This window comes from Nocardioides pymetrozini, assembly GCF_046058985.1.
In the GTDB taxonomy this organism is placed as follows: Bacteria; Actinomycetota; Actinomycetes; order Propionibacteriales; family Nocardioidaceae; genus Nocardioides.
Window position 1 is genome coordinate 808676 of record NZ_CP175556.1, and the last position, 24645, is coordinate 833320.

The following is a 24645-nucleotide window of genomic DNA, read 5'->3' on the forward strand; positions in this document are numbered from 1 at the left end:
GGGCCCGCGACGACAGCGGTGCTCGGTCAGGCGCAGGGGTCCATCGCCGGCGGCTCCGGCGTCTCGACCCCGGACTTGCCCAGGGTGATCTCGAAGGCCTCGGCCCAGGCGCCGTCCTCCTGCGCGTCTTCGATCGTCTCCGTGATCCACTCGCACATCTCCGGGTGGTCGATGGAGTAGCCGACGCCGTACCTCTCCTCGGAGAACGGCTCCACGACGACCTTGAGCTCGTCCGGGTGCTCTGCCGCGTAGCCGAGCAGGATCGCGCCGTCGGTCGTCATGGCGTCGACGGTGCCGTTGAGGACCTGGTCGACGCACTCGGAGTAGGTGTCGAAGCCGCGCGGCGTGGCGCCCTCGGCCTCGATGTTGTCCAGCGAGGTCGATCCGGTGACCGAGCAGACCTCGGTGCCCTTGACGTCCTCGATGGTCTCGATGTCGCTGTCGGACTTCACCAGCAGCTGCTGGCCGGTGACGTAGTACGGGCCGGCCTGGCCGACGACCTGGCGGCGCTCGTCGGTGATGGAGTACGACGCGATGACGAGGTCGACCTCGCCCTTCTGCAGGAAGGCCTCGCGGTTGGCGGAGATCGTCTCGACCCAGGTGATGTCCTCGGGCGCGATGCCCAGGTCCGCGGCGAGGATCTTGCCGATCTCCGGGTCGAAGCCGACCGGCTGGTCGTCGGTGGCGCCCTTGAAGCCGATGCCGGGCTGGTCGTACTTGACGCCGATCTTGATCGACCCGTCCTCGGCCAGCTCGCGCATCCGGGTGCCCTCGTCGAACTCGTCGGCGGCGTTCTCCTGGACGTCGACGTCGATGCCCGCGTCGTCGTCGCTGCCGGCGTCGCCACATGCGGCGAGCGTCGACGCCACGAGCACGGCCGCCGCGGCAGCCTTCAGTCTGGTCAGTCGCATGCGTATCTCCTTAGTGTTTGAGGATCTTGCCGAGGAAGTCCTTGGCGCGGTCGCTCTCGGGGTGGGTGAAGAAGGTCTCGGGGTCGGCCGTCTCGAGGATCCGGCCGTCGGCCATGAACACCACGCGGTTGGCGGCCGTGCGCGCGAAGCCCATCTCGTGGGTCACCACGATCATGGTCATCCCGCGCTCGGCGAGGTCGACCATGACGTCGAGGACCTCCTTGATCATCTCGGGGTCCAGGGCCGACGTCGGCTCGTCGAAGAGCATCACCTTGGGCTCCATCGCGAGTGCCCGGGCGATCGCCACCCGCTGCTGCTGTCCGCCGGACAGCTGGGCGGGGTACTTGTCGGCCTGGTGGGCGACGCCGACCCGCTCGAGCAGCTCGCGGGCGCGGGCTTCGGCCTTGTCCTTGGGCTGCTTGCGCACCTTGATCGGGCCGAGCGTGACGTTCTGCAGGATCGTCTTGTGCGCGAACAGGTTGAAGCTCTGGAACACCATGCCGACGTCGGCGCGGTGCCGGGCCAGGGCCTTGCCCTCCTGCGGTAGCGGAGCACCGTCGACGAGGATCCGGCCGGAGTCGATCGGCTCGAGGCGGTTGATCGTGCGGCACAGCGTCGACTTGCCCGAGCCCGAGGGGCCGATCACCACGACGACCTCGCCGCGGCCGACGGTGAGGTCGATGTCCTGGAGGACGTGCAGGCCCCCGTAGTACTTCTGCACCTGGGACAGCTCGACGAGAGGCTCGCCCGCACGCGGCGCGCTGCTGCCAACCGGAGCGTCATCGGTCACGGTCATAGGCGTGGACGCTAGTCCCGTGCGGGCCCTCCCGGCTAGAGCGACTCGGCGCCGAGACCAAGTTGTGACTCCCGACCCGGCCCCTTGCTAGAGGATGTCGGGGAGCACGCTGAGCGCGAGGCCGACGAGCAGCGCGAGGACGGCGAGCAGGGCCGCCCGGCGCCGGCCCTTCGCCGCGGCCGCGTGCTCGGCGGCCGTGAGCGGGTCCAGCCCGCGCTCGGCGCGCCACCGCGTCTCCTCCCGCTCCCACTGCTCCTCGGGGGTCGCGGAGCGCAGCATCGCGCCGAGCCCGAGCAGCAGCAGGGTGAACGTGCCGCCGGCGACGGTCAGCACGGTGAGGATCGCGGACACGCCGCGCGTGCCCGTGCCGAACATGAGGCCGGCGCCGAGGCCGACGGCGACCAGCAGGGCCAGGATGCTGAGGATGCTGCCGATGACCTCGTTGTTGCGCGCGACGAAGCCGGGGGGAGCTGTCTCAGGCATGGCTCGACTCTAGATGAGTCCCCACAAGGGATTCGGGCGCTCGCGCCCGCTCGCCGTACTCTGGACCGGTCATGAGCACCACGCAGGAGCAGCCCCGGACCTACGAGGTCCGCACCTACGGCTGCCAGATGAACGTCCACGACTCCGAGCGGCTCTCGGGCCTCCTCGAGGACGCCGGCTACCGCCCGTTCGACAAGGACGCGGACGGCGCCGGGGCCGAGTGTGCCGACATCGTCGTGTTCAACACCTGTGCGGTGCGGGAGAACGCCGACAACCGGCTCTACGGCAACCTCGGTCATCTCGCGCCGATCAAGGCCAAGCGACCTGGCATGCAGATCGCCGTCGGCGGCTGCATGGCGCAGAAGGACCGCGACACGGTCGTGAAGCGGGCCCCCTGGGTGGACGTCGTCTTCGGTACCCACAACATCGGCTCCCTGCCGGCCCTCCTCGACCGGGCGCGCGTCCAGGAGGAGGCCCAGGTCGAGATCCTCGAGTCCCTCGACGTGTTCCCCTCGACGCTGCCGACCAAGCGCGAGTCCGCCTATGCCGCGTGGGTCTCGGTCAGCGTCGGCTGCAACAACACCTGCACCTTCTGCATCGTCCCGAGCCTGCGCGGCAAGGAGAAGGACCGCCGCCCCGGCGAGATCCTCGCCGAGATCGAGGCGCTCGTCGCCGAGGGCGTCTCGGAGGTCACCCTGCTGGGGCAGAACGTCAACGCCTACGGCGTCGAGTTCGGCGACCGGCAGGCGTTCTCCAAGCTGCTGCGGGCCTGCGGCGAGATCGAGGGTCTCGAGCGGGTCCGCTTCACCAGCCCGCACCCGGCCGAGTTCACCGACGACGTCATCGAGGCGATGGCCGAGACGCCGAACGTCATGCCGAGCCTGCACATGCCGCTGCAGTCCGGCTCGTCGAAGGTCCTCAAGGACATGCGCCGCTCCTACCGCCAGGAGCGCTTCCTCGGGATCATCGAGCGGGTCCGCGCGGCGCTGCCCGACGCAGCGATCACCACGGACATCATCGTCGGCTTCCCCGGGGAGACCGAGGAGGACTTCCAGGAGACCCTCAAGGTGGTCCGGGAGGCTCGCTTCGCCGGCGCGTTCACCTTCCAGTACTCCAAGCGGCCCGGTACGCCGGCCGCGACCCTGCCCGACCAGGTCGACCAGGCCGTCGTCACCGACCGCTACAACCGGCTGGTCGAGCTGGTCAACGAGATCACCTGGGCGGAGAACAAGAGGCTGGTCGGACGCGAGCTCGAGCTCATGGTCGCCGAGGGCGAAGGGCGCAAGGACGCCGCGACCCGGCGCCTCTCGGGGCGCGCTCCCGACAACCGGCTCGTGCACTTCGAGGCCGACTTCTCCGAGGTGGAGGGCGACCCCCGGCCGGGTGACATGGTCACCGTCGAGGTCACCTACGCCGCGCCGCACCACCTCGTCGCCGACGGGCCGGTGCGCGCGCTGCGTCGTACCCGCTCCGGTGACGCGTGGGAGCGCCGGAACGCCGCGCCGACGGCGCCCGCCGGTGTCGGCCTGGGCATGCCGACGATCGGCGCGCCCGCTCCGCTGCCGTCCGCTCCGGCCTGCGGCTGAGCCGATGACCGCCGACGCGCCCACGATCCTGGCCACCTCTGGGGGCGTGGTGCCCTCAGCGCGCCACCGCTGGTCGGTCGGCCCGCTGACGCGGTACGCCGTCGACCTGGCCGGCGTCGAGGGCCGGGCCCCGCGCGTGTGCTTCCTCGCCACCGCGTGCGGCGACCAGCCCGCGGTGCTCCGCGACTTCTACGACATGGCGCAGGAGGCGGGCTTCCACGGCAACCACCTGCAGCTCTTCCCCATGCCCAACGTCCCCGACATCCGGGCCCACCTGCTCGCACAGGACGTGATCTGGGTCTGGGGCGGCAGCGTCGCCGGCCTGCTGGCGATGTGGGAGCTGCACGGCGTCGGGGAAGCGATGCGCGCGGCCTGGGAGGCCGGTGTGGTGCTCACCGGGGTCTCGGCCGGATCTCTGTGCTGGCACACCGGCGGGACCACCGACTCCTTCGGCCCGGACCTCCGGCCGGTCACCAACGGGCTCGGCCTCGTGCCGTACTCCAACGGCGTCCACTACGACTCCGAGGAGCAGCGGCGCCCGCTCTTCCAGGAGCTGGTCGCTGAGGGCGTGCTCCCGACCGGCTATGCCACCGACGACGGCGTCGGCCTGCTCTACCGCGGGACCGAGCTGGTCGAGGCCCTCACGGAGGAGGACGGCAAGGCGGCCTACCGCGTCGAGCGGGGCCCCGACGGGCGGGCGGTCGAGACCCGGCTCGACACGAGGCTCCTGCGCTCGTAGGTCTGCGCGCCACGGCCCTCGCAGGATGAAAAGCGCCCGCCCGGATACTGCCTCCCCAAGGTGCTCCCGGCCAACGAGGGAGGAGAGTCATGAGCAACGACGAGAAGGGCGGCAGCCTGCCGCCCGCGCCCACGCCGGTCGCGGAGCCGCCGGCGCCGCCGCCCGGCGGGCCGAACCGGATCGAGGGCGTCGGAGGCGACGGTGCCTACAGCACCGAGCCCCGCGACCCGAACCCGGCGAACAACCCGGCGACCGACGACGAGCTGCCCGCGGAGACGACCACCCCCGAGGACACCGACACCGAGGCGACCAAGGGCAACCCGGAGGTGCCGCCGGAGCGGGAGTCGCCGGCCTGAGAGACGGCGCGCGAGGTCAGGCGGCCCAGTCCAGTCCGGTCACGCGGATCACGTCCACCCGCGGTGGACTCCCGCAGCCGCTCGAATCGGGGTCGTCGCTGATCCGTCGCGTGCCGGTGGCGTCGACCAGGTAGTGGGCCCCGTGGGGATCGCGCCACACCACGATCCCGGGGAACGGATGTCGTGCGGTCCAGCCGGCGTGGGTCTTGATCCGGTGATGGGTCCGGGTCAACGGCCCCAGGTTCTCGATGCTGGTCTGCCCGCCCTCGCTGTAGGGCTCGGCGTGGTCGAGGTCGACCTTCCGGCCGGTGTTCGCCGCGAACGGGAACACATCGCCGCCGTGGACCAGATGCACGGCTTCGCGGAGTCGGGCGGGGATCTCGTAGGCATCGACCGGCACCATGCCGGGCAGGTCCACCACCGGGGTCACCTGCACCCGCGCCCCGGCGGCACCCAGCATCTGCACCACCCGGCCGATGGTGACCGGTCCATGGTCTTCGACCCGCGCGACCTCGGACGCGTCGGGGTCCGTGGAGAGGTGGATGTAGGTCTTGGCGCGGACCTTCACCGGACCGACACTCAGATCCGGGTGCGCGGCGGGGTTCAACAACACCGCCGCGGCGGCGACCCGGCGATCGTTGACCACCGCATCAGGCATCGACTCGGGCATCGTCTCGGTCAACCGGTCCGCGACCGCGGTGATGGCGGCATCCATCCCCGCCACCGTGACCGCGTCGGCCCTGATCACCAGGGTGGCCATGCCGTGCTTGTTCACCCTGCCCATCCGGGCACACCGCTCCTTAGCGGCCGCCTCCTCCCGCGCGCGAGCGAGCTCGGGGGCCGCGGCGGCGACCTTGCCCTCGACCACCGCCTCGAACCGCGCCCACGCCAACCGGCCGTCGGCGATCTCGACGACCTCACCATCCACCCAGGCCGCTTCGGCCTCGGACAGCTCGCGGGTGGCGTCCGCGACATGACGCGCATGGCTCACGCGGACCGTGCCCGCCTCCACGCCCGCCCACAGCTTCGGGAGCCGCAGCTGCAGGTCCACCGCGTCCGCCATCAACCGCCGCGCCCCATACGGACTGGTCTGGACCCGCGCCCCGAACACCGCGGCGTGCTCGGTGACCAGCGGCGTCCCCGACCCACCCGCAGGCCGTGCCCGCTCCCGGCCACGACGATCGGTCACAGGCAGCCGGTCCGGGTGGTGCAGCACCGCCCACTGATACGCCGCCCGCAGGATCGCCCGCTCCGCCTCCAGGCGCACAGCGTGCTGGGCCTCGACGAAGTCGAGAACCCCCGCTGCCGGCAGACCCTCCAGATCCACCACCGCCCGATCGGTGACCATGCCCCATCACAGCCCAGGGGTCCGACACAACCTGGTCCGGAGACGGCGCTCGGAACCGGCGCTCAGAAGCCGTAGTGGGTGAGCCCGGGGAGGTCACCGCGCCGCAGCCCCTCGAGGACGACGGCCTCGTGCGGGACCACCGGGGAGGGGAGCGCGGCGAGCGGGAACCAGCGCAGGTCCGCGCACTTGGCGGGCTCCACGATCCGAGGCTCGCCGGACCACGCGCGGGCGGTGAAGAAGAAGTCGATGCGCTCGTCGATGGGCAGGTCGTGCGCGGTGCGCTGCATCGCGGTCGCGAACGCGAGGTCGAGGTCGGCGACCGCGATCTCCTCGAGCGCCTCGCGACGGGCGGCGTCCTCGGCGGTCTCGCCGCGCTCGACATGGCCGGCAGCGGCGGCGGCCCAGTGGCCGTCCATGTAGCCGGTGTTCTGCCGCAGCTGCAGGAGCACCTCGGTGCCCGTCCCTCCGGGGGCCTCCCGCAGGAGGAGGACGTAGGAGGCGGGAACCACCACGAACCGGGTCTTCCCGGTCGCAGGATCCTGGACGGTCACCGAGGTGCTCGCGTCTGCCGATAAGTCGGTCAGCGGATGTCCGTCAGCGGATGTCGTCGTTCTGGCCGTCGAGCGAGTCGAGGGCGTCCTTGGCCTTGTCGGCACCGAGCTCGATCTTGTCGTCGAACTTGCCGCCGGTCTTGTCGGAGGCGAAGTCGGCGGCCTTGTCCACCGCGTCGCCGATCTTGTCGCCCTGGCTGTCGACAGCGTCGCTCAGCTTGTCCTTGGCGTCATCGAGAAAGCCCACGAGAAACCCCCGTTGTGAGTGCGACGACCCGCCTTGAGCCGCCGCGGGTCACCTTAGAGGATGACGGTGACGCCGGATGTCCCGCTGCGGCGCCCTGTTGGGACACTGGCCCCATGCTGCGCTCGTCCTCTGTCCCTCCGATCGTCGCGATCGTCGGGCCGACCGCGAGCGGCAAGACCTCGCTGTCGCTGGACCTCGCCGAGAAGCTCGGCGGCGAGATCGTCAACACCGACGCGATGCAGGTCTACCGCGGCATGGACATCGGTACGGCGAAGCTGCCGCCGGCCGAGCGCCGCGGGATCCCACACCACCTGCTCGACACGCTCGAGGTCCGCGATCCCGCCACGGTCGCGGAGTTCCAGGGCTGGGCTCGCGCGGCGATCGCGGACATCCGCGGGCGCGGTGCCGTACCGGTCCTCGTCGGCGGGTCCGCGCTCTACACGCGGGCGATCCTCGACCGGTTCGAGTTCCCCGGCACCGACCCCGACGTCCGCGCGCGGCTCGAGGCGGAGCTCGCCCAGCACGGCAGCCCGGCCCTGCACGCGCGCCTGCGGGCGCTCGACCCGGCCGCCGCCGACCGGATCGAGACCGAGAACGGACGCCGGGTGGTCCGCGCGCTCGAGGTCATCGAGATCACCGGTGCGCCCTTCAGCGCGAACCTGCCCGTGCAGGAGTACGTCGACCCGCGCACCGCGCAGATCGGCGTCGCCATCGACCGCGAGGTCCTGGAGGCGCGGATCGAGGCGCGGGTGCGGCAGATGTTCGACGACGGCCTGCTCGCCGAGGTCGAGCGTCTCCTCGGCGAGGGGCTGGCCGAGGGGCGCACCGCCGCGGCGGCGATCGGCTATCGGCAGGCGATGGCCGTCCTCGCCGGCGAGCTCACCACCGACGAGGCGATCGAGCGCACGGTTGTCGCGACCCGTCAGTTCGCCCGCCGGCAGCTGGCCTGGTGGCGCAAGGACCCGCGCATCACCTGGGTGGCCTACGACGACCCCGACCGGGTCACGCGCGCGCTCGGGGCCCTCACCGGAGTCGGCTGAGCGCCTCCTGCGCGGCACGGAGTCCACCCATCCCGTGCACGCCCGCCCCGGGAGGAGTGGCGGACGAGCACAGGTAGACGCCCGGGATCCCCAGCGCGTAGGGGCTCAGCGTCGGGCGCGGCCGGAAGACGATCTGCCGCGCGGTGTTGGCGCCGGCCGAGATGTCACCGCCGACGTAGTTGGGATTCTCGGCCTCCCAGGCGTCCGCGTCGCGGGTGGCGACCGCCACGACGCGGTCGCGGAAGCCGGGGGCGAAGCGCTCGATCTGTCCGAGGACCGCCTCGGTCGCATCGCCGGCGTAGGCGTGCGGGACGTGCGCGTAGGCGTACACGGGGTTCTTCCCGTCGCGCGAGCGGGAGGGGTCGCACAGGTACTGCTGGCCGAGCAGCACGAACGGCCGCTCGGGCATCTCGCCGCGACCGACGGCTGCCTCGGCGGCGACGATCTCCGCTGCCGAGCCGCCCAGGTGCAGGGTGCCGGCGCGGCGACAGTGCTCGTTGGCCCAGGGGATGTCGCCCTCGACGGCGAGGTCGACCTTGAAGGCGGCCGGGCCGTAGGTGTACCGCGAGAGCGCCCGCCGCACCCGGCCCGGCAGGTGGTCGCCGACGATCTCGAGCGCGCCCGCGGGGGCGGTGTCGAGAAGCACCACGTCCGGCGCCGAGCCGGTGAGATCGCGCAGCTGGTCGAGCGAGGTGACGCGCACACCGGTCACCACCTTGCCGCCGTACGACGCCAGCTCGGCCAGGAGCGCGCGCGTGATCGCCTCCGTGCCGCCCTCCGCGACCGGCCAGCCCACGGCGTGCGCGGCGGCGCCGAGCATCAGCCCGACGGACGAGGTGAGGGGGCCGGTCAGGGCGCCGAACTTGTGCGCGGCCACGCCGGTGAAGAGGGCGCGCGCGGGCTCGTCGCGGAAGCGGCGCGCCAGGACCGGAGCCGGCAGGAGGGCCTTCATGCCGAACCGGCCGAGGGTCACCGGGTGCCTCGGCACGTGGACGACGGGCTGGAACACCTCGGCGACGAGGTCGTCGAAGTTGCGTACGGCGGCGCCGAAGGTGCGCAGCCACGCCCGCTCGTCGACGCCGAGGAGAGCGGCGGAGGCCGCGAGGTCGCGGGTGATCGCTCCCGCGCGGCCGTCGTCCAGGGGATGCGCGAGCTCGACCTCCGGCCACCGCCAGCGCAGGCCGTGGCGCTCCAGCCCGAGCGAGGCGAAGAAGGGGGACGCGACGCCGGTCGGGTGGAAGGCGGCACAGTCGTCGTGGAGGAGACCGGGCAGGGTCAGCTCGCTGGTCCGTGTCCCGCCGCCGGGCCGGTCGTGGCACTCGAGGACGGTGACCTCCAGTCCCGCCTGGGCCAGGCGGATCGCGCCCGCGAGTCCGTTCGGGCCGCTGCCGACGACGACGGCGGTGCTCATGACACGAGGTCCTTCCCGGTGGGCGGCGTTCCCGCTCGACGGTACCCGCCGCCGGCGGACCCACGCCCCGGTGCTGCCCGGTGGCTGCCCGGTGGCTGTCCGGTGGCTCAGCCCGCCCGGTCCTCCCGAAGCGGTCCGTCCACCGCGTAGCGCGCCGTGACGAAGGCGCCGTTGCGGGCGGTCTCCTCGAGCCTGAGATCGAGCCGGCGGGGGAGCAGCGGGCGACCCGCGCCGAGGACGACCGGGGCGATCGACACGATCACCTCGTCGAGCAGACCGGCGTCCGCGAACTGGCCGGCGAGGTCGCCGCCCCCGACCACCCAGATGTCGCGCTCGCCCGCGGCCGCGCGGAGGTCGTCGTACACGGTGGTCACATCGCCCTTCGCGAAGCGGACGTCGGCTCCGTCGAGGACGGGCAGCTCCCGCGAGGTCATCACCCAGCTGGGCTGGGCGTAGTACCAGCCCTCACCCGTCTCGGCGAGATGTGCGAGCACCCACTCGTAGGTCGTCGAGCCCATGACGAGGGCCCCGATCCGCTCGATGAACGCCTCGTAGCTCTGCGGCCCCGCCTCGTCGAGTTCCTGCCGCAGCAGCCACGCCAGCGAGTCGTCGGGATCGGCGAGGAAGCCGTCCAGCGTCGTGGCGGTGTAGTACGTCGTCCGGGTCATCCCTGGTCTCCTCCGTGCTCTTCGGCGGGGTCTTCGGCGTGGTCTCCTCGTTCGCGGCGAAGCCACAGGATCGGGTCGCCGTCGCCGGCGTCGACGCCCGCGGCGCGCAGCAGGTGGCGCACTGTCTGCCGCCGATGGGCGGCATAGGTCAGCACGTGGGCGATGACGCTGCCCAGCTGGAAGCTCTCCGGCGGCTCGCACAGCGCATCGACGAGCAGGTCGTCCCAGGCGCCGCGTCGGTCGACGTCGCGCACGACGGCGAGCCAGCGGGCGGCGGCGTCGTCGTGGCGGGCGACCAGATCGGCCGCGGTCGGGTCGTCGGGCCGCTCGGGCAGGTCGGCGCCCTCGATCGCCGCGAGCCAGACCTCCTTCGTGCCCACGTGGTGCTCGAGGATGCTCGCGATCGACTCCTCCGGGCCCTCCCACGAGCTCACCTCGTGTCCGGGCAGCCGGATCCGGCGGAACTCCTCCTCGCTGAGCCCCTTGGCGAGGTCGAGCAGGACCCGGGTGTCGTCGAGGTCGTGACGCACCAGCTGGTCGGTGAGCGGGTTCATCGGCTGCTCCGTCGTGTGGACCCACAGGCTCGTGGGTGGGTGGAAGTGGATGCCGTTCGCGGCCGGCAGCCAGGTGCTGCGGCGCTGGCTCGTCCCGGTCGCCGTGGCCGCCTCGCTGGGCGCGTGGCCGTACGCCCGCGTGAACGCGCGGCTGAACCCCTCCAGGGACTCATAGCCCGCCTCCCACGCGGCGTCCGTGACGCTGCCGCCTTGGCGGATGCGCCACGCCGCCCGCTCGAGCATCACCCGCCGCCGCATCGCGACCGGCGCCTCGCCGGTGTCCCGGGACAGCACCCTGCTGAAGTGGTACGGCGACGCGTAGGCCCCCTCCGCCATCTGCGTGAGCGTCCGGTTGTCCTCGTCGAGCACCGCGTCGAGGAGCTCCCGCAGTCGGTCACGGCCGGTCATGGGTCCAGTGTGCTGCCCGCTCCCCGCCCGCGCTTGACCGTTCTTGCGCAGAACCTCGCCGGTGGTTGAGGTGCGAGGCGCCCCGGCGCCGAGCCTCGAAACCCCCGGCGCCCAGCAGACTGCCTCGGCTCCGGAGGTTTCGAGGCTCGTCGCTAGCGCTCCTCGCACCTCAACCAACGGAGGGGCTCGTCGCTAGCGCTCCTCGCACCTCAACCAACGGAGGGGCTCGTCGCTAGCGCTCCTCGCACCTCAACCAACGGAGGGGCTCGTCGCTAGCGCTCCTCCACCTCAACCACCGGAGGGGCTCGTCGGTCCAGAACAGGGCGGCTCAGCGGCATCAGCGGTTCGGCGCTGGACGGCCGCGCGGCGGGACAGGCTCGGCAACGCGGCGAAGTCGCCGCGGACGAGGGCCTCCCGCTTCCTGCGGCTCCAGCCCTGGACCTGCTTCTCGAAGCGGTAGGCGTCCTCGATCCGGTCGAACCATCCGCTCCAGACCAGGACCACCGGCCGCCGGCGGCGGGTGTACGCGGCACCCAGCTCGTCGCTGTGGTTGTGCTGCCAGATGCGGATGTCGAGGTCCCAGGTGCTTCCGACGTAGTAGGTGTCGTCGGAGCAGCGCAGGAGGTAGGTCCAAGGCATGACTTCCTGTGCCGCGCACGTCCTGCGGGCAAACCATGGGCGGTCTGGGCTGTGGACGGGAGCGCGCGGGGCCGGGGGTTTCGAGGCTCGTCGCTGGCGCTCCTCGCACCTCAACCCGCGGGGCCGGGGGTTTCGAGGCTCGTCGCTGGCGCTCCTCGCACCTCAACCAGCGGAGTGGCTCGTCGCTGGCGCTCCTCGCACCTCAACCAGCGGTGGGGCGGGGTTGACAGTGGGGGGATGGTGGAGGGACCGGTCCACTTCTCTCGGGAGGACATCGTGCGTCGTACCCTCGCCGTCCTGGTCGCCTCGACCGTCGCCGCAACCCTGGGCGTCGCCGCGCCGGGGGCTCCGGCCGCCGCGAAGCCGAGCCCGGAGCCGCCGCCCAAGGTGCCGACAGCGGTGGGGTACGGCGGCGCGGTCAGCTCGGTCGACCCCGACGCGACCGCGGTGGGCCTGGAGGTCCTGCGCCGGGGCGGGAACGCCGTCGACGCGGCCGTCGCCACCGCGGCCGCGCTGGGCGTCACCGAGCCCTACAGCGCGGGGATCGGGGGCGGCGGCTATCTCGTCCACTACGACGCCGGGACGGGTGAGGTCGAGACCATCGACGGCCGCGAGACCGCCCCGGCGGGGATCGAGCCGGACGCCTTCATCGACCCGGCGACCGGGAAGCCCTACCCGTTCAGCCCGGACCTGGTCACCAGCGGCGTGTCGGTCGGCGTCCCGGGCACCCCCGCCACCTGGCAGGCGGCGCTGGACCGCTGGGGGAGCCTGTCGCTGGCCGAGGCGCTCCGGCCCGCCGCGCGGCTGGCCCAGCGCGGCTTCGTCGTCGACGACACCTTCGCGCTGCAGACCAGGGAGAACGCCGAGCGCTTCCGCACCTTCACCAGCTCCACCGACCTCTTCCTCGCCGACGGGGTGCCGCGCCCGGGGACCGTCTTCCGCAACCCGGACCTCGCCCGCACCTACCGCCAGCTCGGTGCGAAGGGCGTCGACTGGCTCTACGAGGGCGCCCTGGGCGCCGAGGTGGCGAGCACGGTGCAGCGGCCGCCGCTGAGCGGCGCGACCGACCTCCCGGTGCCGCCGGGGACTATGACCGCGGAGGACCTCGCGGCCTACGAGGCGCGGGTCCAGGCACCCACCTCGGTGGGCTACCGCGACCTCGACGTCTACGGCATGGCGCCGTCGTCCTCCGGCGGCACCACCGTGGGGGAGGCGCTCAACATCCTCGAGCAGGTCGGCCCCGACGGCACGGTCGCGACCCTGCACCACTATCTCGAGGCGACGGCGCTGGCGTTCGCCGACCGCGGCCGGTACGTCGGTGATCCCGCCTTCGTGGACGTCCCGGTCGACCCCCTCCTCGACGACACCTACGCGAAGGAGCGGGCCTGCGCGATCGACCCCGACGCCGCCGCCACGAAGCCCGTGCCCGCCGGCGACGTCACGTCGTACGACGGGCTCTGCGGCGCGCCCGCCGGCGCGGGTGCCGAGGACGCCGACACCGAGAACATCTCCACGACCCACCTCACCACGGCCGACCGCTGGGGGAACGTCGTCGCCTACACGCTGACCATCGAGCAGACCGGCGGCTCCGGCATCGTGGTGCCGGACCGCGGCTTCCTGCTCAACAACGAGCTGACCGACTTCTCCACCGTCTACGACCCCGCGGACCCGAACCGGATCGAGCCGGGCAAGCGGCCGCGCAGCTCGATGTCGCCGACGATCGTGCTCCGCGACGGGCGTCCCGTCCTCGCGCTCGGCTCGCCCGGAGGCTCGACCATCATCACCACGGTGCTGCAGGTGCTGCTCAACCGGCTCGACCTCGGCATGAGCCTGCCTGATGCCGTCGCCGCGCCCCGCGCCACCCAGCGCAACACCGCCAACGTGACCGCCGAGCAGGCCTTCGTCGACGCGTACGGCGCGGCGCTGGCGGCGTACGGCCACACCTTCGCCGTCGCCGGCCCTCCGGGCTCGAGCGCCGCCGAGATCGGCGCGGTCGCCGCGATCGAGCTCGGCCCGGACGGGCGGCTGACCGCCGTGGCCGAGCCCACGCGCCGGGGTGGAGGATCGGCGGGGGTGGTCGCGCCTACGCTGAGCCCGTGACGAGCGAGCCTTCGAGCTGGACCGAGATCACCGACGACGCCGCCCTGACCGCGCTGCTCGGCGCGCCCACCGACGCGGCCCGCGACAAGGAGCGCTCCGCGCTCACCGACGTGGACCGCGACTGGCTCGCGGCCTCGCCCTTCTGTGCCCTCGCCACCGCCGACGCCGAGGGACGCTGCGACGTCTCGCCGAAGGGCGACCCCGCCGGCCGGCTGGTGCACGTCCTCGACGACACGACCATCGCGCTCGCCGAGCGGCCGGGCAACCGGCGCGCGGACGGCTACCGCAACATCCTGGTCAACCCGCACGTCGGACTGAACTTCCTGATCCCGGGCCGTGGGGACACGCTGCGGGTCAACGGCCGCGCCCGGCTGATCAGGGAGGCGCCCTTCTTCGACGCGATGGTGGTCAAGGGCCACCGGCCGCTGCTGGCGATCGTGGTCGAGATCGAGACCGTGTTCTTCCACTGCGCGAAGGCGTTCCTGCGCTCGCAGCTGTGGCGGCCCGAGACCTGGGAGCCGGAGGCGCGGGTCCCGCGCCGGGCCGTGCTCGCCCAGCGGCTCGAGCGGCCCGACGTCAGTCTCGAGGATCTCGATGCCTACTACGGATCGAGCTACGAGGAGCGCCTCTACCGCTGAGCCGCCGTCGCCTCGAGGAACTCCCGCAGCGCCGGCTCGGGGGCGGCGACGGTCGAGACGTTGGCGAGGGAGACCAGCGCGAGCAGGGCGACCGCGGCGGTGGCGCACCCGGCGGCGGCCCGCCGCCCGTGACGCCAGGACCGCGCGGCGAGGAAGGCCACGGCGACCGCCGTACCGCCGGCGAGCACGGCCACGGCGAGGTGGTACACCGCGAAGTCGTGCACGAGCGCGGTGAAGGCCGGCGTCCGGTCGGCCGCGAGCACGGCGTCCGCCGTGCCCGCCGGCACCATCGACAGCAGCGACGACAGCGGCGCCACGGCGCCCTGGACGTTCACGATCGCGACGACCGCGGCGAGCGCCGCGAGGGCGACGAGTGCGGCGCGGCCCGGCCCTCGCCGGGCCCGGCGGACCGCGACGACGAGAACGGCCAGCAGGAGCGCGGCGGCGAGTGCCTTGACCACGTGGAAGGTGGCCCAGAAGGACACCGCATCGGCCAGCTCGCCCGCCACCGACCCGTCGCCGTGAAGCCACGACCCGGTGACGGCATCCGGCAGCGCGTCGCGCAGGGCGCCGACGCCGGCGTACCCGCCGACCAGGGAGGCGAGCAGGCCGGGGGCGAACAGGACGGCCACGACCAGTGCGGAGGTGGTGAGTGCGAGGGTGCGGTTCATGGCCCGGACGCTAGGCGCCCGCCCCCACCGTGCGCGTCGGTCCGCGGACTGATCCGGCGGGCCGCGAGGTCCACCCCCGGTCGCACTACCCTGGGCACGTGTACCCCTTCCTCAAGGGCCACGGCACGGAGAACGACTTCGTCCTGCTGCCGGACCCGGACGGCACCGTCCACGGTGACCTCGACGCCGCGCGCGTGCGGGCGCTGTGCGACCGTCGCGCCGGCATCGGCGCCGACGGAGTGCTGCGCGTGGTGCGCTCGGCGGCGGTCGGCGCCGCGGCGGACGGGCAGGACGCCGAGTGGTTCATGGACTACCGCAACGCCGACGGCTCGGTCTCCGAGATGTGCGGCAACGGGGTGCGGGTCTTCGGCCGGCATCTCGCGCAGCAGGGCCTGGTCGACCCGAGCGGGCCGGTCCCGGTCGCGACCCGCGCCGGGACGAAGGTGCTGACCTTCGCCGAGGGCGATGTCGACGGCGAGATCACCGTCGACATGGGCCGGCCCGCGCTCCTGGGGGAGACGAAGGTCGCCGTCGAGGGCCGGTCGTGGCCCGCCGTGCACGTCGACATGGGCAACCCCCACGCGGTCGCGTTCCTGGACGACGGAGCCGAGCTCGCGGACGTCGGGCCGCTGACCGAGCCTCCCGCGCACGACCCGGAGGTCTATCCGGCGGGCGTGAACGTCGAGTTCGTCGTACGCCGGGGGCCGCGCCACGTCGCGATGCGGGTCCACGAGCGCGGGTCGGGCGAGACCCGGTCCTGCGGGACCGGGGCGTGCGCGGTCATGGTCGCCACCGCGCTGGCCGACGACGCCCCGAGGGACAGCGAGTACCGCGTCGACCTCCCCGGCGGCACGCTGCGGATCACCTGGACCAGCGAGGACCGGATCCTGATGACCGGCCCGGCCGTGGTCGTCGCGGAGGGCGTCACCGCGCTCTGACGGGCCGGGCATCTCTGACTCTGACACCGATCGTGTCATGGTGCCGAGACGCACCCTATGCTCCGGTCCATGGAACTCACCGGATCCTCCGCCATCGTCACCGGCGCCGCCTCGGGCATCGGCGCCGCCGCCGCCCGTCAGCTCGCCGCCAAGGGTGCGACCGTCGTGGTCGCCGACCTCCAGGCCGACAAGGGTGAGGCGCTCGCCTCCGAGATCGGCGGCGTGTTCGCGCAGGTCGACGTCACCAACACCGAGCAGATCGCCGGCGCGGTCAAGGCCGCTGCCGACATCGCGCCGCTCCGCGCGGTCGTGAACTCGGCCGGCATCGGCTGGGCGCAGCGGACCATCGGCCGCGACGGTCAGCTCGAGTCGGCCCACTCGCTCGAAGCCTTCACCAAGGTCATCGCGATCAACCTGATCGGCACCTTCGACGTCGTCCGCCAGGCCGCGACCGCGATGAGCCAGAACGAGCCCGACGCGGACGGCTGCCGTGGCGCGATCGTCAACCTGGCCAGCGTGGCCGCCTTCGACGGCCAGATCGGTCAGGCGTCGTACTCCGCCTCCAAGGGCGGCGTCGTCGGGATGACCCTGCCCGTCGCCCGCGACCTCGCGGCCGCCGGCATCCGCCTCAACACGGTCGCCCCGGGACTGATCGACACCCCGATCTACGGCGAGGGCGAGGCCGCGGAGGCCTTCAAGGCCAAGCTCGGCGAGAGCGTGCTCTTCCCGAAGCGCCTCGGCGTCCCGGACGAGCTGGCGAGCATGGTCATCGAGTGCCTGACCAACTCCTACATGAACGGCGAGGTCATCCGCGTCGACGGCGGCATCCGGATGCCTCCGAAGTAGTCCGCTCCCACACGTGGAGGTGGTGCGGGGGCGAGCTCAGCCCTCGCACCACATCGCGCTGTAGGCGCCCTGGGTCGAGCGCCGCTCGGTCACCTTGCCGTCCACGGTGATCGTGCAGGTCACCGGCTCCTCGACCCGGCCCTGCTGGGCGAAGACGACCGCGTAGTTCGGGTTGCCGTACACGGTCGTCGTCAGCGACCAGGAGCCCCCGCGCACCACGGCGGTGCCCTCGTGGTTCTCGACGCTGGTCGGGATGATCCAGGCGACCGTGCCGAGCTGGCCCTTGGTCGAGATGCGCACGGTCAGCGAGTGCTTGGGCAGCTGTGAGTAGTCGCCGGCCCCCTGCAGCCCGGGCGGCACGCCGAGACCGCTGAGATGACCACTGAACAGTCCGGCGCCGGTGGACGTCGCCGTCGGCGACGCCGCGGTGGTGGGGTCCTGCGGCGACGGCACGTCCGTCGGCACCGCCTCCGAGGCGCGGTCGCGTGCATCGGGGTCGATGGCGCTCTCCGGCGACTGGGGTCGCAGGAAGAGGAAGCTACCGACGATGACGATGACGGAGGCGATGGCGATCAGTACGAACGTCCTGCTCTCGCCCCCCGGCCGTAGAGCACGCACACCAGGGCAACGAGCCGACCCACCGCCGCGCTATGGGCGGGCGGCGTGTTCTGTCCCACGCTGTTCACCGACGCGCTGCGTCCTGCTCAGTGCCCCGTCGCGGGGAGCCGGTTGCGTGGTCCGACGTGACGCCGCTCTGGGACGACCAGAACCGCCTCGGTGAGCTGCGGGTCGGCCGCCGTACGACGATCGTGGCCGGCCTGTCCGGCGCCTCGGTCCCGGCCCTGGGGATGCTCGGTCGCTCCCCGGCGTTCGTCGAACGCCGGCGCGACCTCACCTCGGGGGTCCGCTCCGGGGAGGTGACCACGAGCTCGGCCGTGCTGTGGTCGCGCGGCCTCCAGCCCAGCCGGATGATGGTCCGCCTGCACAGCGACGGCCGGCGTCGCCGCCTGGTCCGCGGTCCGTGGACCGACGAGCGCGCCGACTTCACCGCGCGGGTCCACCTCACCGACCTCGCGCCCGGCCGGCCCTACGACGCCGAGTTGTGGTTCGAGACGCCCGACGGGGAGCGCAGCGCGCCGCAGTCGCTGACGTTCGCGACCGCGCCGGTCCACGCCGCCGCCCAGTCGGTCGTCTGGTCGGGCGACACCTGTGGCCAGGGGTGGGGGATCGACCGCGCTCGAGGCGGTCTGACGACCTACCGGGCGATGCTGGACCTCCGGCCCGACCTCTTCGTCCACGTCGGCGACACCATCTACGCCGACGAGCCGATGGACGAGACCGTGCACCTCGCGGACGGCTCGACCTGGCGCAACGAGCTCACCGAGGACGTCATGGCCGTCTCCGAGACCCTGGACCAGCTGCGCGGCCGCCATCGCTACCCGCTGCGCGACGACAACGTCCGCGCCTTCTACGCGGCCGTCCCCACGGTCGCGATGTGGGACGACCACGAGACCTGCAACAACTGGTGGCCGGGGGAGACCATCGAGGACGAGCGCTACAGCGAGCGCCGGGCCGACGTGCTCGCGATCCGGGGGCGACGGGCGTGGCAGGAGTACCAGCCGGTGCCCGTGCGGCGGCTCGCGCCGGCCGACGGCGACGGATTCGTCGGCCAGCGGCTCTACCGCCGCGTGCCGCGGGGCCAGCACCTCGACCTGTTCTGCCTCGATATGCGCAGCTGGCGCGGACCCAACCCGGACACCGACCCGGCCGTCGCGGCGGAGCGGGTGCAGGCCGGGCTCCTCGGCCGGGACCAGGAGGAGTGGCTGGTCCGCGGCCTGCGCGCCTCCACGGCGACCTGGAAGGTGGTCTGCGCGGACATGCCCCTGTCGGCGCCGACGAACCGGGTCACCGACCTCGACGGCTACGCCAACAAGGACGGCGGCCGGCCGATCGGCCGCGAGCCGGAGCTCGCCCGGATCCTGTCCGCGCTCCGGCGCCACCGGGTCCGCAACGTCGTCTGGATCACGGGCGACGTGCACTACACCGCCGCCCACCGCTACACCCCCGAGCGCGCGTCGTTCACCGACTTCGACCCCTTCTGGGAGTTCGTCTCCGGGCCGGTGGCCTCCTCGCCGTTCTGGCTCAAGGACGACGAGCTCGACCGGACCTTCGGCCCCGAGGTCGTCTTCTCGCAGGGCGAGTCCGAGGTGGGCCGGCTCGACGTCGCCCCGCACCCCACCAACCAGTACTTCGGCCACCTCGACATCGCCGCCTCCGGCCTGCTCACCGTGCGCCTGTACGACGGCGCCGGCACGGTCCTGTGGGAGCGCGCGCTCGAGCCGGAGCCGGTCGGGGGACGAGGCCGGTAATCGGGAAGCATCCAGCGGCCCGCGTCGTTACTCTTGATGACGCCTATGACGAACCATGCTGAAGACTTCTCCCTCGCCGCCGCCCTGCGAGCCACCGAGGGCTGGGACGACCCCGACACCGAGCTCGACGACGGGCCAGACGATTTCGAGTCCGGCTATGCCGACGAGCCCGATCCGGACCTGACCACCGGCGACCTCGACCTGGTCGAGCGCCACGAGCTGCGCCGGGTCGCCGGCCTGCGCACCGAGCTCGAGGACATCTCCGAGGTCGAGTACCGCCAGCTCCGCCTGGAGCGCGTCGTGCTCGTCGGCGTGTGGACCGAGGGCACGCTGGCCGACATCGAGAACGCGATGGCCGAGCTCGCGCTGCTCGCGGAGACGGCCGGCTCGGAGGTCCTCGAGGCGATCTACCAGCGGCGGCAGTCTCCCGACCCCGCGACGTACATCGGTCGCGGCAAGGTGGACGCCCTGCGCGAGATCGTGCAGGCCACCGGCGCCGACACCGTGATCTGCGACGGCGAGCTCGCGCCCTCCCAGCTGCGCAACCTGGAGGACCGGGTCAAGGTCAAGGTCGTCGACCGGACCGCGCTCATCCTCGACATCTTCGCGCAGCACGCGAAGTCCAAGGAGGGCCAGGCCCAGGTCGAGCTCGCGCAGCTCAACTACATGAAGCAGCGGCTCCGCGGCTGGGGTGGCAACCTCTCCCGCCAGGCCGGTGGCCGCGCCGCCGGCGGAGAGGGCATCGGTGGCCGTGGTCCCGGTGAGACGAAGATCGAGACCGACCGCCGCCGGATCAACGACAAGATCGCCAAGCTGCGCCGCGAGCTCAAGGCCATGAAGGGGACCCGCGACACCAAGCGCCAGGAGCGCCGTCGCAACGAGATCCCCTCCGTCGCGATCGCCGGCTACACCAACGCCGGCAAGTCCTCGCTCCTCAACCGCCTGACCGGGGCCGGCGTGCTGGTCGAGGACGCGCTGTTCGCGACCCTCGACCCCACCACCCGGCGTACGGCGACGGCGGACGGCCGCGTCTACACCATGAGCGACACCGTCGGCTTCGTCCGGCACCTCCCGCACCAGCTCGTGGAGGCCTTCCGCTCGACCCTGGAGGAGGTGGCCGACGCCGACCTGGTCGTCCACGTCGTCGACGGCTCGCACCCCGACCCCGAGGGCCAGCTGGCCGCGGTGCGGGCGGTGCTCGCCGAGATCGACGCGACCCATGTCCCCGAGCTGGTCGTGGTCAACAAGGTCGACGCCGCCGACCCGGTCGTGGTCGACCGGGTGCTGCGCCGCGAGCGGCACGCGGTCGCCGTGTCCGCCCGCACCGGCGAGGGGATCGCCGAGGCGATCGCCGCCGTGGAGGCCGAGCTGCCGCGGCCGCGGGTCGAGTTCACCGCGCTCGTGCCCTATGCGCGCGGGGACCTGATCGACCGGATCCACAAGGACGGCGAGATCGGCACGCTCGAGCACACCGCGGAGGGCACCCGCGTGACCGGCCGCGCCACCGAGGCGCTGGCGAGCGAGCTCGCGGCGTACGCGGTCTGAGCCCTGAGGGGATCGGCCGACGGGGCGCTGCGTCACATTTTCGCCATTCGCCTGACGGAACCCGGGCGACGACGGATGATCCGGTCGTGACTCGGCGCCGTCTCCTCCTCGGACTCCTCGCCCTCGTGCTCTCCGTCGCGGTGAGCACGACGCTGCTGGCGCGCGCCGGCGCCCGGGCGGACCCGTGCGCGGTGAAGGGCGAGCAGGCCCGGGAGCGCCGAGCCCTCGTGACCGGGTCCGGTGCCCAGGTGCTGGTGATCGGCGACTCCTACTCGGTCGGCGCGGGCGTGCTGCCGAGCGAGTCGTGGCCGGTCCGCCTGCCCGGCCGGGTCCGGGTCGACGGCTTCTCCGGCAGCGGCTTCAGCCGCGGCGCGAGCGGCTGCGGCGACGTCGCCTACGCGACCCGCGCGCGGACCGCGGCCGCGGTGGCGCGGGCCGACCTGGTGGTGGTCGAGGGCGGCCTGAACGACGCGGACCAGCCCGCGGCGGACCTGGCGGCCGGGTTCGAGCGGCTGATGGACGCCCTGGCCGGACGCCGGGTGCTCGTCGTCGGACCGCCGCCCGCGCCGCTCCTGCCGTACGCCGACGTGGCCGCGGTCGACGCCGGCCTGTCCCGGCTCGCCGCGGCCCACGGTGCGGCGTACCTCTCGATGCTCGACGTCGAGCTCAGCTATCTCGACGACGCGCTGCACCCGGACCCCGCGGGACACCGCGTCTTCGGCGACCGGGTCGCGGACCGGGTGCGCGGCCTGCTCGGGAGCTGAGGCGGGCTCAGCCCTCGCTCTGCTTGCTGAACGCCGCGTCGAAGGCCGCGCCCGGCGGGTCGTAGTCGAAGCGGCGCAGGAACGCGAGCGCCTCCGGTGCGCCCTGCAGGCGGTCCATCCGGGCGTCCTCCCACTCCACGGAGATCGGGCCGTCGTACCTGATCGCGGCCAGGGCGCGGAAGGAGTCCTCCCACGGGACCTCGCCGCGGCCGGTGGAGACGAAGTCCCAGCCGCGGCGCGGGTCGCCCCAGGGCAGGTGCGAGGAGAGCCGGCCGTTGCGACCGCCGCCCAGCCGCAGCCGGGTGTCCTTGCAGTCGACGTGGTAGATCCGGTCCGCGAAGTCGGTGATGAAGGCGACCGGGTCGAGGTCCTGCCAGAGCATGTGGCTCGGGTCCCAGTTGAGCCCGAACTCGGGCCGGTGCTCGATCGCCTCGAGGGCGCGGACGGTGGACCAGTGGTCGTAGGCGATCTCCGAGGGGTGCACCTCGTGGGCGAAGCGCACGCCGCACTGCGCGAACTCGTCGAGGATCGGGTGCCAGCGCTCCGCGAAGTCGCGGTAGCCGGCGTCGATGCGCTCGGCGGGCACCGGCGGGAACATCGCGAGATAGGGCCAGATCGAGGAGCCGGTGAAGCCGACGACGACCTCCACCCCCATCGCCTGCGCGAGCCGCGCGGTCAGGCGCATCTCCTCGGCGGCGCGCTGCCGCACCCCCTCGGGGTCGCCGTCGCCCCAGACCCGCTCGCGGACGATCGCCTGGTGGCGGAAGTCGATCGGGTCGTCGCAGACGGCCTGTCCCGTGAGGTGGTTGGAGATCGCCCAGCAGCCGAGCCCGTGCCGGCGCAGGATCTCGAGGCGGCCCTCGACGTAGCCGGGCTCGTCGACCCGCCAGGCGTCGAGGTGCTCGCCGGAGACCGCGATCTCCAGGCCGTCGTAGCCCCACCGCGCCGCGAGCGAGGCCACCTCCTCGAGCGTCAGGTCGACCCACTGTCCCGTGAACAGGGTGAAGCGCTTGCCCATCAGTCCTCCGTCACTCGTGGATCGTCTGTGTCCGGCCATCCTCGTGCGCCGAGCGCTCGATCGCGTCCAGCACGCGCTGGACGCCGAGGCCGTCGGCGAAGGAGGGCCGGGGGTCGGTGCCGGCCGCGACCGCCTCGAGCAGCTCCGCGGCCTGGATGGTGAAGGTGTGGTCCCACCCGAGGACGTGCCCCGGCGGCCACCATGCGTGCAGGGACGGGTGCTCCGGCTCGGTGACGACGATCCGTCGGAAGCCGGACGACGGTCCGCCGAGGCCGTCGTGGAGGTGCAGCTCGTTGAGCCGCTCGAGCTCGAACGTGAGCGCGCCGGCGTCGCCGTACAGCTCCAGGGTGAGGCCGTTCTTGCGGCCGGTCGCGACCCGGCTCACCTCGACGCTGGCGATCCGGCCGCCCCGGGTCTCGAGGGTGGCCCACGCGGCGTCGTCGACCGTCACGGGCTCCGGTCCGGCCGGACCGGTCCGGGTGGGAACGAAGGTGCGCAGCCGGCCGCTGGCCGCGACGACCGGGTCGTCGAGCAGGTGCTGGACGAGGTCGACGACGTGCGAGCCGAGGTCCCCGAGGACGCCGCTCCCCGCCGACTCCCGGCGCAGCCGCCAGCTCATCGGGGCGGCCGGGTCGGCGAGCCAGTCCTGGAGATACGACGCGCGGACCTGCCGCACCCGGCCGATGCGTCCCTCGGCGACCAGGCCCCGGGCCAGGGCGAGCGCCGGCACCCGGCGGTAGTTGAAGCCGACGGCGCTGCGCACGCCCCGCTCCGCGGCGCTCGCCGCCGCGGCGACCAGCTGCTCCGCCTCGGGGACGCTGTTCGCCAGCGGCTTCTCCACCAGGACGTGCTTGCCGGCGGCGAGGGCCGCGAGCGCGATCTCCGCGTGGCTGTCGCCGGGCGTGCAGACGTCGACGATGTCGACGTCGTCGCGGGCGATCGCCGCGCGCCAGTCGGTCGCGCTGTCCTGCCAGCCGTAGCGGTCCGCCGCGGCCCGGACGGCCTCGGCGTCGCGCCCGACCAGGACCTGCTGGCGCACGGGCGGCGTCTGCGGGAAGAAGGCGCCGACGTTGCGCCACGCGTTGGAGTGGGCCTTGCCCATGAAGGAGTAGCCGATGACGGCCACCCCGAGCGGCCGGCTCATCGCGCCGCCCCCGCGGAGCTCGCGGTCGCGGCGCGCAGGAACGCCAGCCCGTCGCGCGCGAGGTCGTCGGGCGAGGCCGCCAGCGGCCGCCACACGGAGGCCGCGACGGCGATCGCCGCGTTGTCGGGGGTGAAGCTCTCGATGGTCAGCGGGCCTTCGTAGCCGACCTCGTCGAGCGCCGCGAGCAGCGCGGGCCAGTCAGTCTGGTCGCCGCCGGGAGCACCGCGGTCGCTCCCGCACACCTGGAGGTGCAGCAGGCTCCGGCCCGCGCGGCGCACCGCGTCTGCGCTCGAGCGCTCCTCGATGTTGAGGTGGTAGGTGTCCAGCGCGAGGCCCAGGTGGGGCCCGAGCAGCGGACCCAGCGCCTCCAGCGCCTGGTCGACGGTGTTGACCAGGGAGGTCTCGTAGCGGTTGAGCGGCTCGATGCCGATCCGTACGCCGCGGGCGGCGGCGTGGTCGACGACGGGCGCGAGATGGCCGCGCCACTCGTCGTACGCCTCCGCGCGCTGTGCGGGCGTCATCCGCCAGGTCCGGCCGGTCGCGGCGTAGAACGGCCCGCAGACCGAGCCGGCACCGATCGCGGCGGCGAAGTCCACGCAGGCGCGCAGGTAGTCCTGGGTCGCGCTCACCGTCGCGGCGGGAGCCGCGACCAGGTCGCGCCCGGGCGCCATCGCCCCCACGACGTACGGCGTCAGGCCGGTCGCCGCCAGCGCTGCCGCCGTCGCCGGGCCGTCCAGGTCGCCGGGACTCTCCAGCGGCAGCTCGACGGCGTCGAAGCCCAGCTCGGCGACATGGCGCAGCAGCTCGGGAAGGCGGGCGTCGGTGAGCGGGGAGGTCCACACCCAGGTGTTGACGCCGAGGGCTCTCATGGAGTG

26 protein-coding genes are annotated in these 24645 nt (G+C 73.1%); 11 read left to right on the plus strand and 15 right to left on the minus strand.

The genetic code is table 11. The annotated features are described in order from the left end of the window. Window positions 1–26: 26 nt before the first annotated feature. The 3 genes from ACJ5H2_RS03945 to ACJ5H2_RS03955 form a co-directional block, all read right to left on the minus strand. Complete coding sequence (locus ACJ5H2_RS03945) at window positions 27–911, minus strand: glutamate ABC transporter substrate-binding protein (RefSeq protein WP_408898263.1); 885 nt, start codon at window positions 909–911, stop codon at window positions 27–29. Between the two features lie 10 nt (window positions 912–921). Continuing rightward, a complete protein-coding gene (locus ACJ5H2_RS03950) occupies window positions 922–1707 on the minus strand; it encodes an amino acid ABC transporter ATP-binding protein (RefSeq protein ID WP_408898264.1) in 786 nt (261 codons plus the stop codon). Window positions 1708–1794: 87 nt separating this feature from the next. Beyond that, the gene (locus tag ACJ5H2_RS03955; protein WP_408898265.1) at window positions 1795–2190 is read right to left on the minus strand and encodes a hypothetical protein; all 396 of its coding nucleotides are present in this window, start codon (window positions 2188–2190) and stop codon (window positions 1795–1797) included. Between the two features lie 71 nt (window positions 2191–2261). Here ACJ5H2_RS03955 and miaB point away from each other — a divergent pair, with 71 nt between their 5' ends. The 3 genes from miaB to ACJ5H2_RS03970 all read left to right on the plus strand — a co-directional run bounded on the left by miaB (window position 2262) and on the right by ACJ5H2_RS03970 (window position 4871). Then, complete coding sequence (gene miaB / locus ACJ5H2_RS03960) at window positions 2262–3776, plus strand: tRNA (N6-isopentenyl adenosine(37)-C2)-methylthiotransferase MiaB (RefSeq protein ID WP_408898266.1); 1515 nt, start codon at window positions 2262–2264, stop codon at window positions 3774–3776. A gap of 4 nt (window positions 3777–3780) precedes the next feature. Beyond that, on the plus strand, window positions 3781–4515 hold the full coding sequence (locus ACJ5H2_RS03965; RefSeq protein ID WP_408898267.1) for a Type 1 glutamine amidotransferase-like domain-containing protein: 735 nt from the start codon (window positions 3781–3783) through the stop codon (window positions 4513–4515). Window positions 4516–4604: 89 nt separating this feature from the next. Continuing rightward, a complete protein-coding gene (locus tag ACJ5H2_RS03970) occupies window positions 4605–4871 on the plus strand; it encodes a hypothetical protein (protein ID WP_408898268.1) in 267 nt (88 codons plus the stop codon). Between the two features lie 16 nt (window positions 4872–4887). Here the strand turns inward: ACJ5H2_RS03970 and ACJ5H2_RS03975 are convergent, their stop codons facing one another. The 3 genes from ACJ5H2_RS03975 to ACJ5H2_RS03985 form a co-directional block, all read right to left on the minus strand. Then, window positions 4888–6219 carry an HNH endonuclease signature motif containing protein gene (locus ACJ5H2_RS03975; RefSeq protein WP_408898270.1) on the minus strand — a complete coding sequence of 444 codons (1332 nt, stop codon included), beginning with the start codon at window positions 6217–6219 and terminating at the stop codon, window positions 4888–4890. Window positions 6220–6281: 62 nt separating this feature from the next. Next, window positions 6282–6731, minus strand: a complete 450-nt coding sequence (locus ACJ5H2_RS03980; protein WP_408898271.1) for an NUDIX domain-containing protein — start codon at window positions 6729–6731, stop codon at window positions 6282–6284. 82 nt (window positions 6732–6813) lie between these two features. After that, on the minus strand, window positions 6814–7017 hold the full coding sequence (locus ACJ5H2_RS03985; protein WP_408898272.1) for an antitoxin: 204 nt from the start codon (window positions 7015–7017) through the stop codon (window positions 6814–6816). Between the two features lie 113 nt (window positions 7018–7130). Here ACJ5H2_RS03985 and miaA point away from each other — a divergent pair, with 113 nt between their 5' ends. Beyond that, a complete protein-coding gene (gene miaA / locus ACJ5H2_RS03990) occupies window positions 7131–8057 on the plus strand; it encodes a tRNA (adenosine(37)-N6)-dimethylallyltransferase MiaA (protein WP_408898273.1) in 927 nt (308 codons plus the stop codon). Here the strand turns inward: miaA and ACJ5H2_RS03995 are convergent. The 4 genes from ACJ5H2_RS03995 to ACJ5H2_RS04010 form a co-directional block, all read right to left on the minus strand. After that, window positions 8041–9468, minus strand: a complete 1428-nt coding sequence (locus ACJ5H2_RS03995) for a phytoene desaturase family protein (protein WP_408898274.1) — start codon at window positions 9466–9468, stop codon at window positions 8041–8043. The genes miaA and ACJ5H2_RS03995 overlap by 17 nt on opposite strands. A 107-nt stretch (window positions 9469–9575) precedes the next feature. Next, complete coding sequence (locus ACJ5H2_RS04000) at window positions 9576–10136, minus strand: dihydrofolate reductase family protein (protein WP_408898275.1); 561 nt, start codon at window positions 10134–10136, stop codon at window positions 9576–9578. Next, window positions 10133–11098 carry a helix-turn-helix domain-containing protein gene (locus tag ACJ5H2_RS04005; protein WP_408898276.1) on the minus strand — a complete coding sequence of 322 codons (966 nt, stop codon included), beginning with the start codon at window positions 11096–11098 and terminating at the stop codon, window positions 10133–10135. Before ACJ5H2_RS04005 ends, ACJ5H2_RS04000 begins: the two co-directional genes overlap by 4 nt. A gap of 288 nt (window positions 11099–11386) precedes the next feature. Next, a complete protein-coding gene (locus ACJ5H2_RS04010) occupies window positions 11387–11737 on the minus strand; it encodes a GIY-YIG nuclease family protein (RefSeq protein ID WP_408898277.1) in 351 nt (116 codons plus the stop codon). 237 nt (window positions 11738–11974) lie between these two features. On the opposite strand from ACJ5H2_RS04010, the gene ggt reads away from it, so the two are divergent. After that, a complete protein-coding gene (gene ggt / locus ACJ5H2_RS04015; RefSeq protein ID WP_408898278.1) occupies window positions 11975–13837 on the plus strand; it encodes a gamma-glutamyltransferase in 1863 nt (620 codons plus the stop codon). After that, on the plus strand, window positions 13834–14475 hold the full coding sequence (locus ACJ5H2_RS04020) for a pyridoxamine 5'-phosphate oxidase family protein (RefSeq protein ID WP_408898279.1): 642 nt from the start codon (window positions 13834–13836) through the stop codon (window positions 14473–14475). The genes ggt and ACJ5H2_RS04020 overlap by 4 nt, the downstream gene beginning before the upstream one ends. Here the strand turns inward: ACJ5H2_RS04020 and ACJ5H2_RS04025 are convergent. Further along, complete coding sequence (locus tag ACJ5H2_RS04025; protein WP_408898280.1) at window positions 14466–15146, minus strand: hypothetical protein; 681 nt, start codon at window positions 15144–15146, stop codon at window positions 14466–14468. The two genes, ACJ5H2_RS04020 and ACJ5H2_RS04025, sit on opposite strands and share 10 nt — an antisense overlap. Before the next feature lie 98 nt (window positions 15147–15244). Between ACJ5H2_RS04025 and dapF the strand changes: the two genes are divergently transcribed. Both dapF and ACJ5H2_RS04035 read left to right on the plus strand, forming a co-directional pair. Next, window positions 15245–16084, plus strand: coding sequence for a diaminopimelate epimerase (dapF, locus tag ACJ5H2_RS04030; RefSeq protein WP_408898281.1), 840 nt, complete (start codon window positions 15245–15247; stop codon window positions 16082–16084). A 69-nt stretch (window positions 16085–16153) separates the two neighbouring features. Continuing rightward, on the plus strand, window positions 16154–16930 hold the full coding sequence (locus tag ACJ5H2_RS04035) for an SDR family NAD(P)-dependent oxidoreductase (protein ID WP_408898282.1): 777 nt from the start codon (window positions 16154–16156) through the stop codon (window positions 16928–16930). A 36-nt stretch (window positions 16931–16966) separates the two neighbouring features. On the opposite strand, the gene ACJ5H2_RS04040 is transcribed toward ACJ5H2_RS04035, so the two are convergent. Next, the gene (locus ACJ5H2_RS04040; protein ID WP_408898283.1) at window positions 16967–17548 is read right to left on the minus strand and encodes a hypothetical protein; all 582 of its coding nucleotides are present in this window, start codon (window positions 17546–17548) and stop codon (window positions 16967–16969) included. Between the two features lie 125 nt (window positions 17549–17673). Between ACJ5H2_RS04040 and ACJ5H2_RS04045 the strand changes: the two genes are divergently transcribed. From ACJ5H2_RS04045 to ACJ5H2_RS04055, 3 genes are all read left to right on the plus strand, one after another. Next, window positions 17674–19299 (plus strand): alkaline phosphatase D family protein, encoded by a 1626-nt coding sequence (locus ACJ5H2_RS04045; protein WP_408898284.1) that lies wholly within the window; start codon window positions 17674–17676, stop codon window positions 19297–19299. A 45-nt stretch (window positions 19300–19344) separates the two neighbouring features. Further along, complete coding sequence (gene hflX, locus ACJ5H2_RS04050) at window positions 19345–20844, plus strand: GTPase HflX (protein WP_408898285.1); 1500 nt, start codon at window positions 19345–19347, stop codon at window positions 20842–20844. A gap of 86 nt (window positions 20845–20930) precedes the next feature. Continuing rightward, window positions 20931–21608: an SGNH/GDSL hydrolase family protein gene (locus ACJ5H2_RS04055; protein ID WP_408898286.1), complete on the plus strand. Its 678-nt coding sequence runs from the start codon at window positions 20931–20933 to the stop codon at window positions 21606–21608. A gap of 7 nt (window positions 21609–21615) precedes the next feature. Here ACJ5H2_RS04055 and ACJ5H2_RS04060 read toward each other — a convergent pair whose 3' ends face one another. Genes ACJ5H2_RS04060 through ACJ5H2_RS04070 form a run of 3 tightly spaced genes read right to left on the minus strand, consistent with a single transcriptional unit; the run spans window position 21616 to window position 24639 of the window. Next, on the minus strand, window positions 21616–22626 hold the full coding sequence (locus ACJ5H2_RS04060; protein WP_408898287.1) for a sugar phosphate isomerase/epimerase family protein: 1011 nt from the start codon (window positions 22624–22626) through the stop codon (window positions 21616–21618). Window positions 22627–22636: 10 nt separating this feature from the next. Beyond that, window positions 22637–23770: a Gfo/Idh/MocA family protein gene (locus tag ACJ5H2_RS04065; protein ID WP_408898288.1), complete on the minus strand. Its 1134-nt coding sequence runs from the start codon at window positions 23768–23770 to the stop codon at window positions 22637–22639. Then, entirely contained in the window at window positions 23767–24639 is an 873-nt protein-coding gene (locus ACJ5H2_RS04070; protein WP_408898289.1) for a sugar phosphate isomerase/epimerase family protein, read from the minus strand. The genes ACJ5H2_RS04065 and ACJ5H2_RS04070 overlap by 4 nt, the downstream gene beginning before the upstream one ends. Between the last annotated feature and the right edge of the window lie 6 nt (window positions 24640–24645).

Excerpts from the sequence above, each read along its gene's own strand:
- ACJ5H2_RS03945 (WP_408898263.1), bottom strand. The coding sequence starts at position 911 with ATGCGACTGACCAGACTGAAGGCTGCCGCGGCGGCCGTGCTCGTGGCG.
- ACJ5H2_RS03950 (WP_408898264.1), bottom strand. The coding sequence starts at position 1,707 with ATGACCGTGACCGATGACGCTCCGGTTGGCAGCAGCGCGCCGCGTGCG.
- ACJ5H2_RS03955 (WP_408898265.1), bottom strand. The coding sequence starts at position 2,190 with ATGCCTGAGACAGCTCCCCCCGGCTTCGTCGCGCGCAACAACGAGGTC.
- miaB (WP_408898266.1), top strand. The coding sequence starts at position 2,262 with ATGAGCACCACGCAGGAGCAGCCCCGGACCTACGAGGTCCGCACCTAC.
- ACJ5H2_RS03965 (WP_408898267.1), top strand. The coding sequence starts at position 3,781 with ATGACCGCCGACGCGCCCACGATCCTGGCCACCTCTGGGGGCGTGGTG.
- ACJ5H2_RS03970 (WP_408898268.1), top strand. The coding sequence starts at position 4,605 with ATGAGCAACGACGAGAAGGGCGGCAGCCTGCCGCCCGCGCCCACGCCG.
- ACJ5H2_RS03975 (WP_408898270.1), bottom strand. The coding sequence starts at position 6,219 with ATGGTCACCGATCGGGCGGTGGTGGATCTGGAGGGTCTGCCGGCAGCG.
- miaA (WP_408898273.1), top strand. The coding sequence starts at position 7,131 with ATGCTGCGCTCGTCCTCTGTCCCTCCGATCGTCGCGATCGTCGGGCCG.
- ACJ5H2_RS03995 (WP_408898274.1), bottom strand. The coding sequence starts at position 9,468 with ATGAGCACCGCCGTCGTCGTCGGCAGCGGCCCGAACGGACTCGCGGGC.
- ACJ5H2_RS04000 (WP_408898275.1), bottom strand. The coding sequence starts at position 10,136 with ATGACCCGGACGACGTACTACACCGCCACGACGCTGGACGGCTTCCTC.
- ACJ5H2_RS04005 (WP_408898276.1), bottom strand. The coding sequence starts at position 11,098 with ATGACCGGCCGTGACCGACTGCGGGAGCTCCTCGACGCGGTGCTCGAC.
- ACJ5H2_RS04010 (WP_408898277.1), bottom strand. The coding sequence starts at position 11,737 with ATGCCTTGGACCTACCTCCTGCGCTGCTCCGACGACACCTACTACGTC.
- ggt (WP_408898278.1), top strand. The coding sequence starts at position 11,975 with ATGGTGGAGGGACCGGTCCACTTCTCTCGGGAGGACATCGTGCGTCGT.
- ACJ5H2_RS04025 (WP_408898280.1), bottom strand. The coding sequence starts at position 15,146 with ATGAACCGCACCCTCGCACTCACCACCTCCGCACTGGTCGTGGCCGTC.
- ACJ5H2_RS04035 (WP_408898282.1), top strand. The coding sequence starts at position 16,154 with ATGGAACTCACCGGATCCTCCGCCATCGTCACCGGCGCCGCCTCGGGC.
- hflX (WP_408898285.1), top strand. The coding sequence starts at position 19,345 with ATGACGAACCATGCTGAAGACTTCTCCCTCGCCGCCGCCCTGCGAGCC.
- ACJ5H2_RS04060 (WP_408898287.1), bottom strand. The coding sequence starts at position 22,626 with ATGGGCAAGCGCTTCACCCTGTTCACGGGACAGTGGGTCGACCTGACG.
- ACJ5H2_RS04065 (WP_408898288.1), bottom strand. The coding sequence starts at position 23,770 with ATGAGCCGGCCGCTCGGGGTGGCCGTCATCGGCTACTCCTTCATGGGC.
- ACJ5H2_RS04070 (WP_408898289.1), bottom strand. The coding sequence starts at position 24,639 with ATGAGAGCCCTCGGCGTCAACACCTGGGTGTGGACCTCCCCGCTCACC.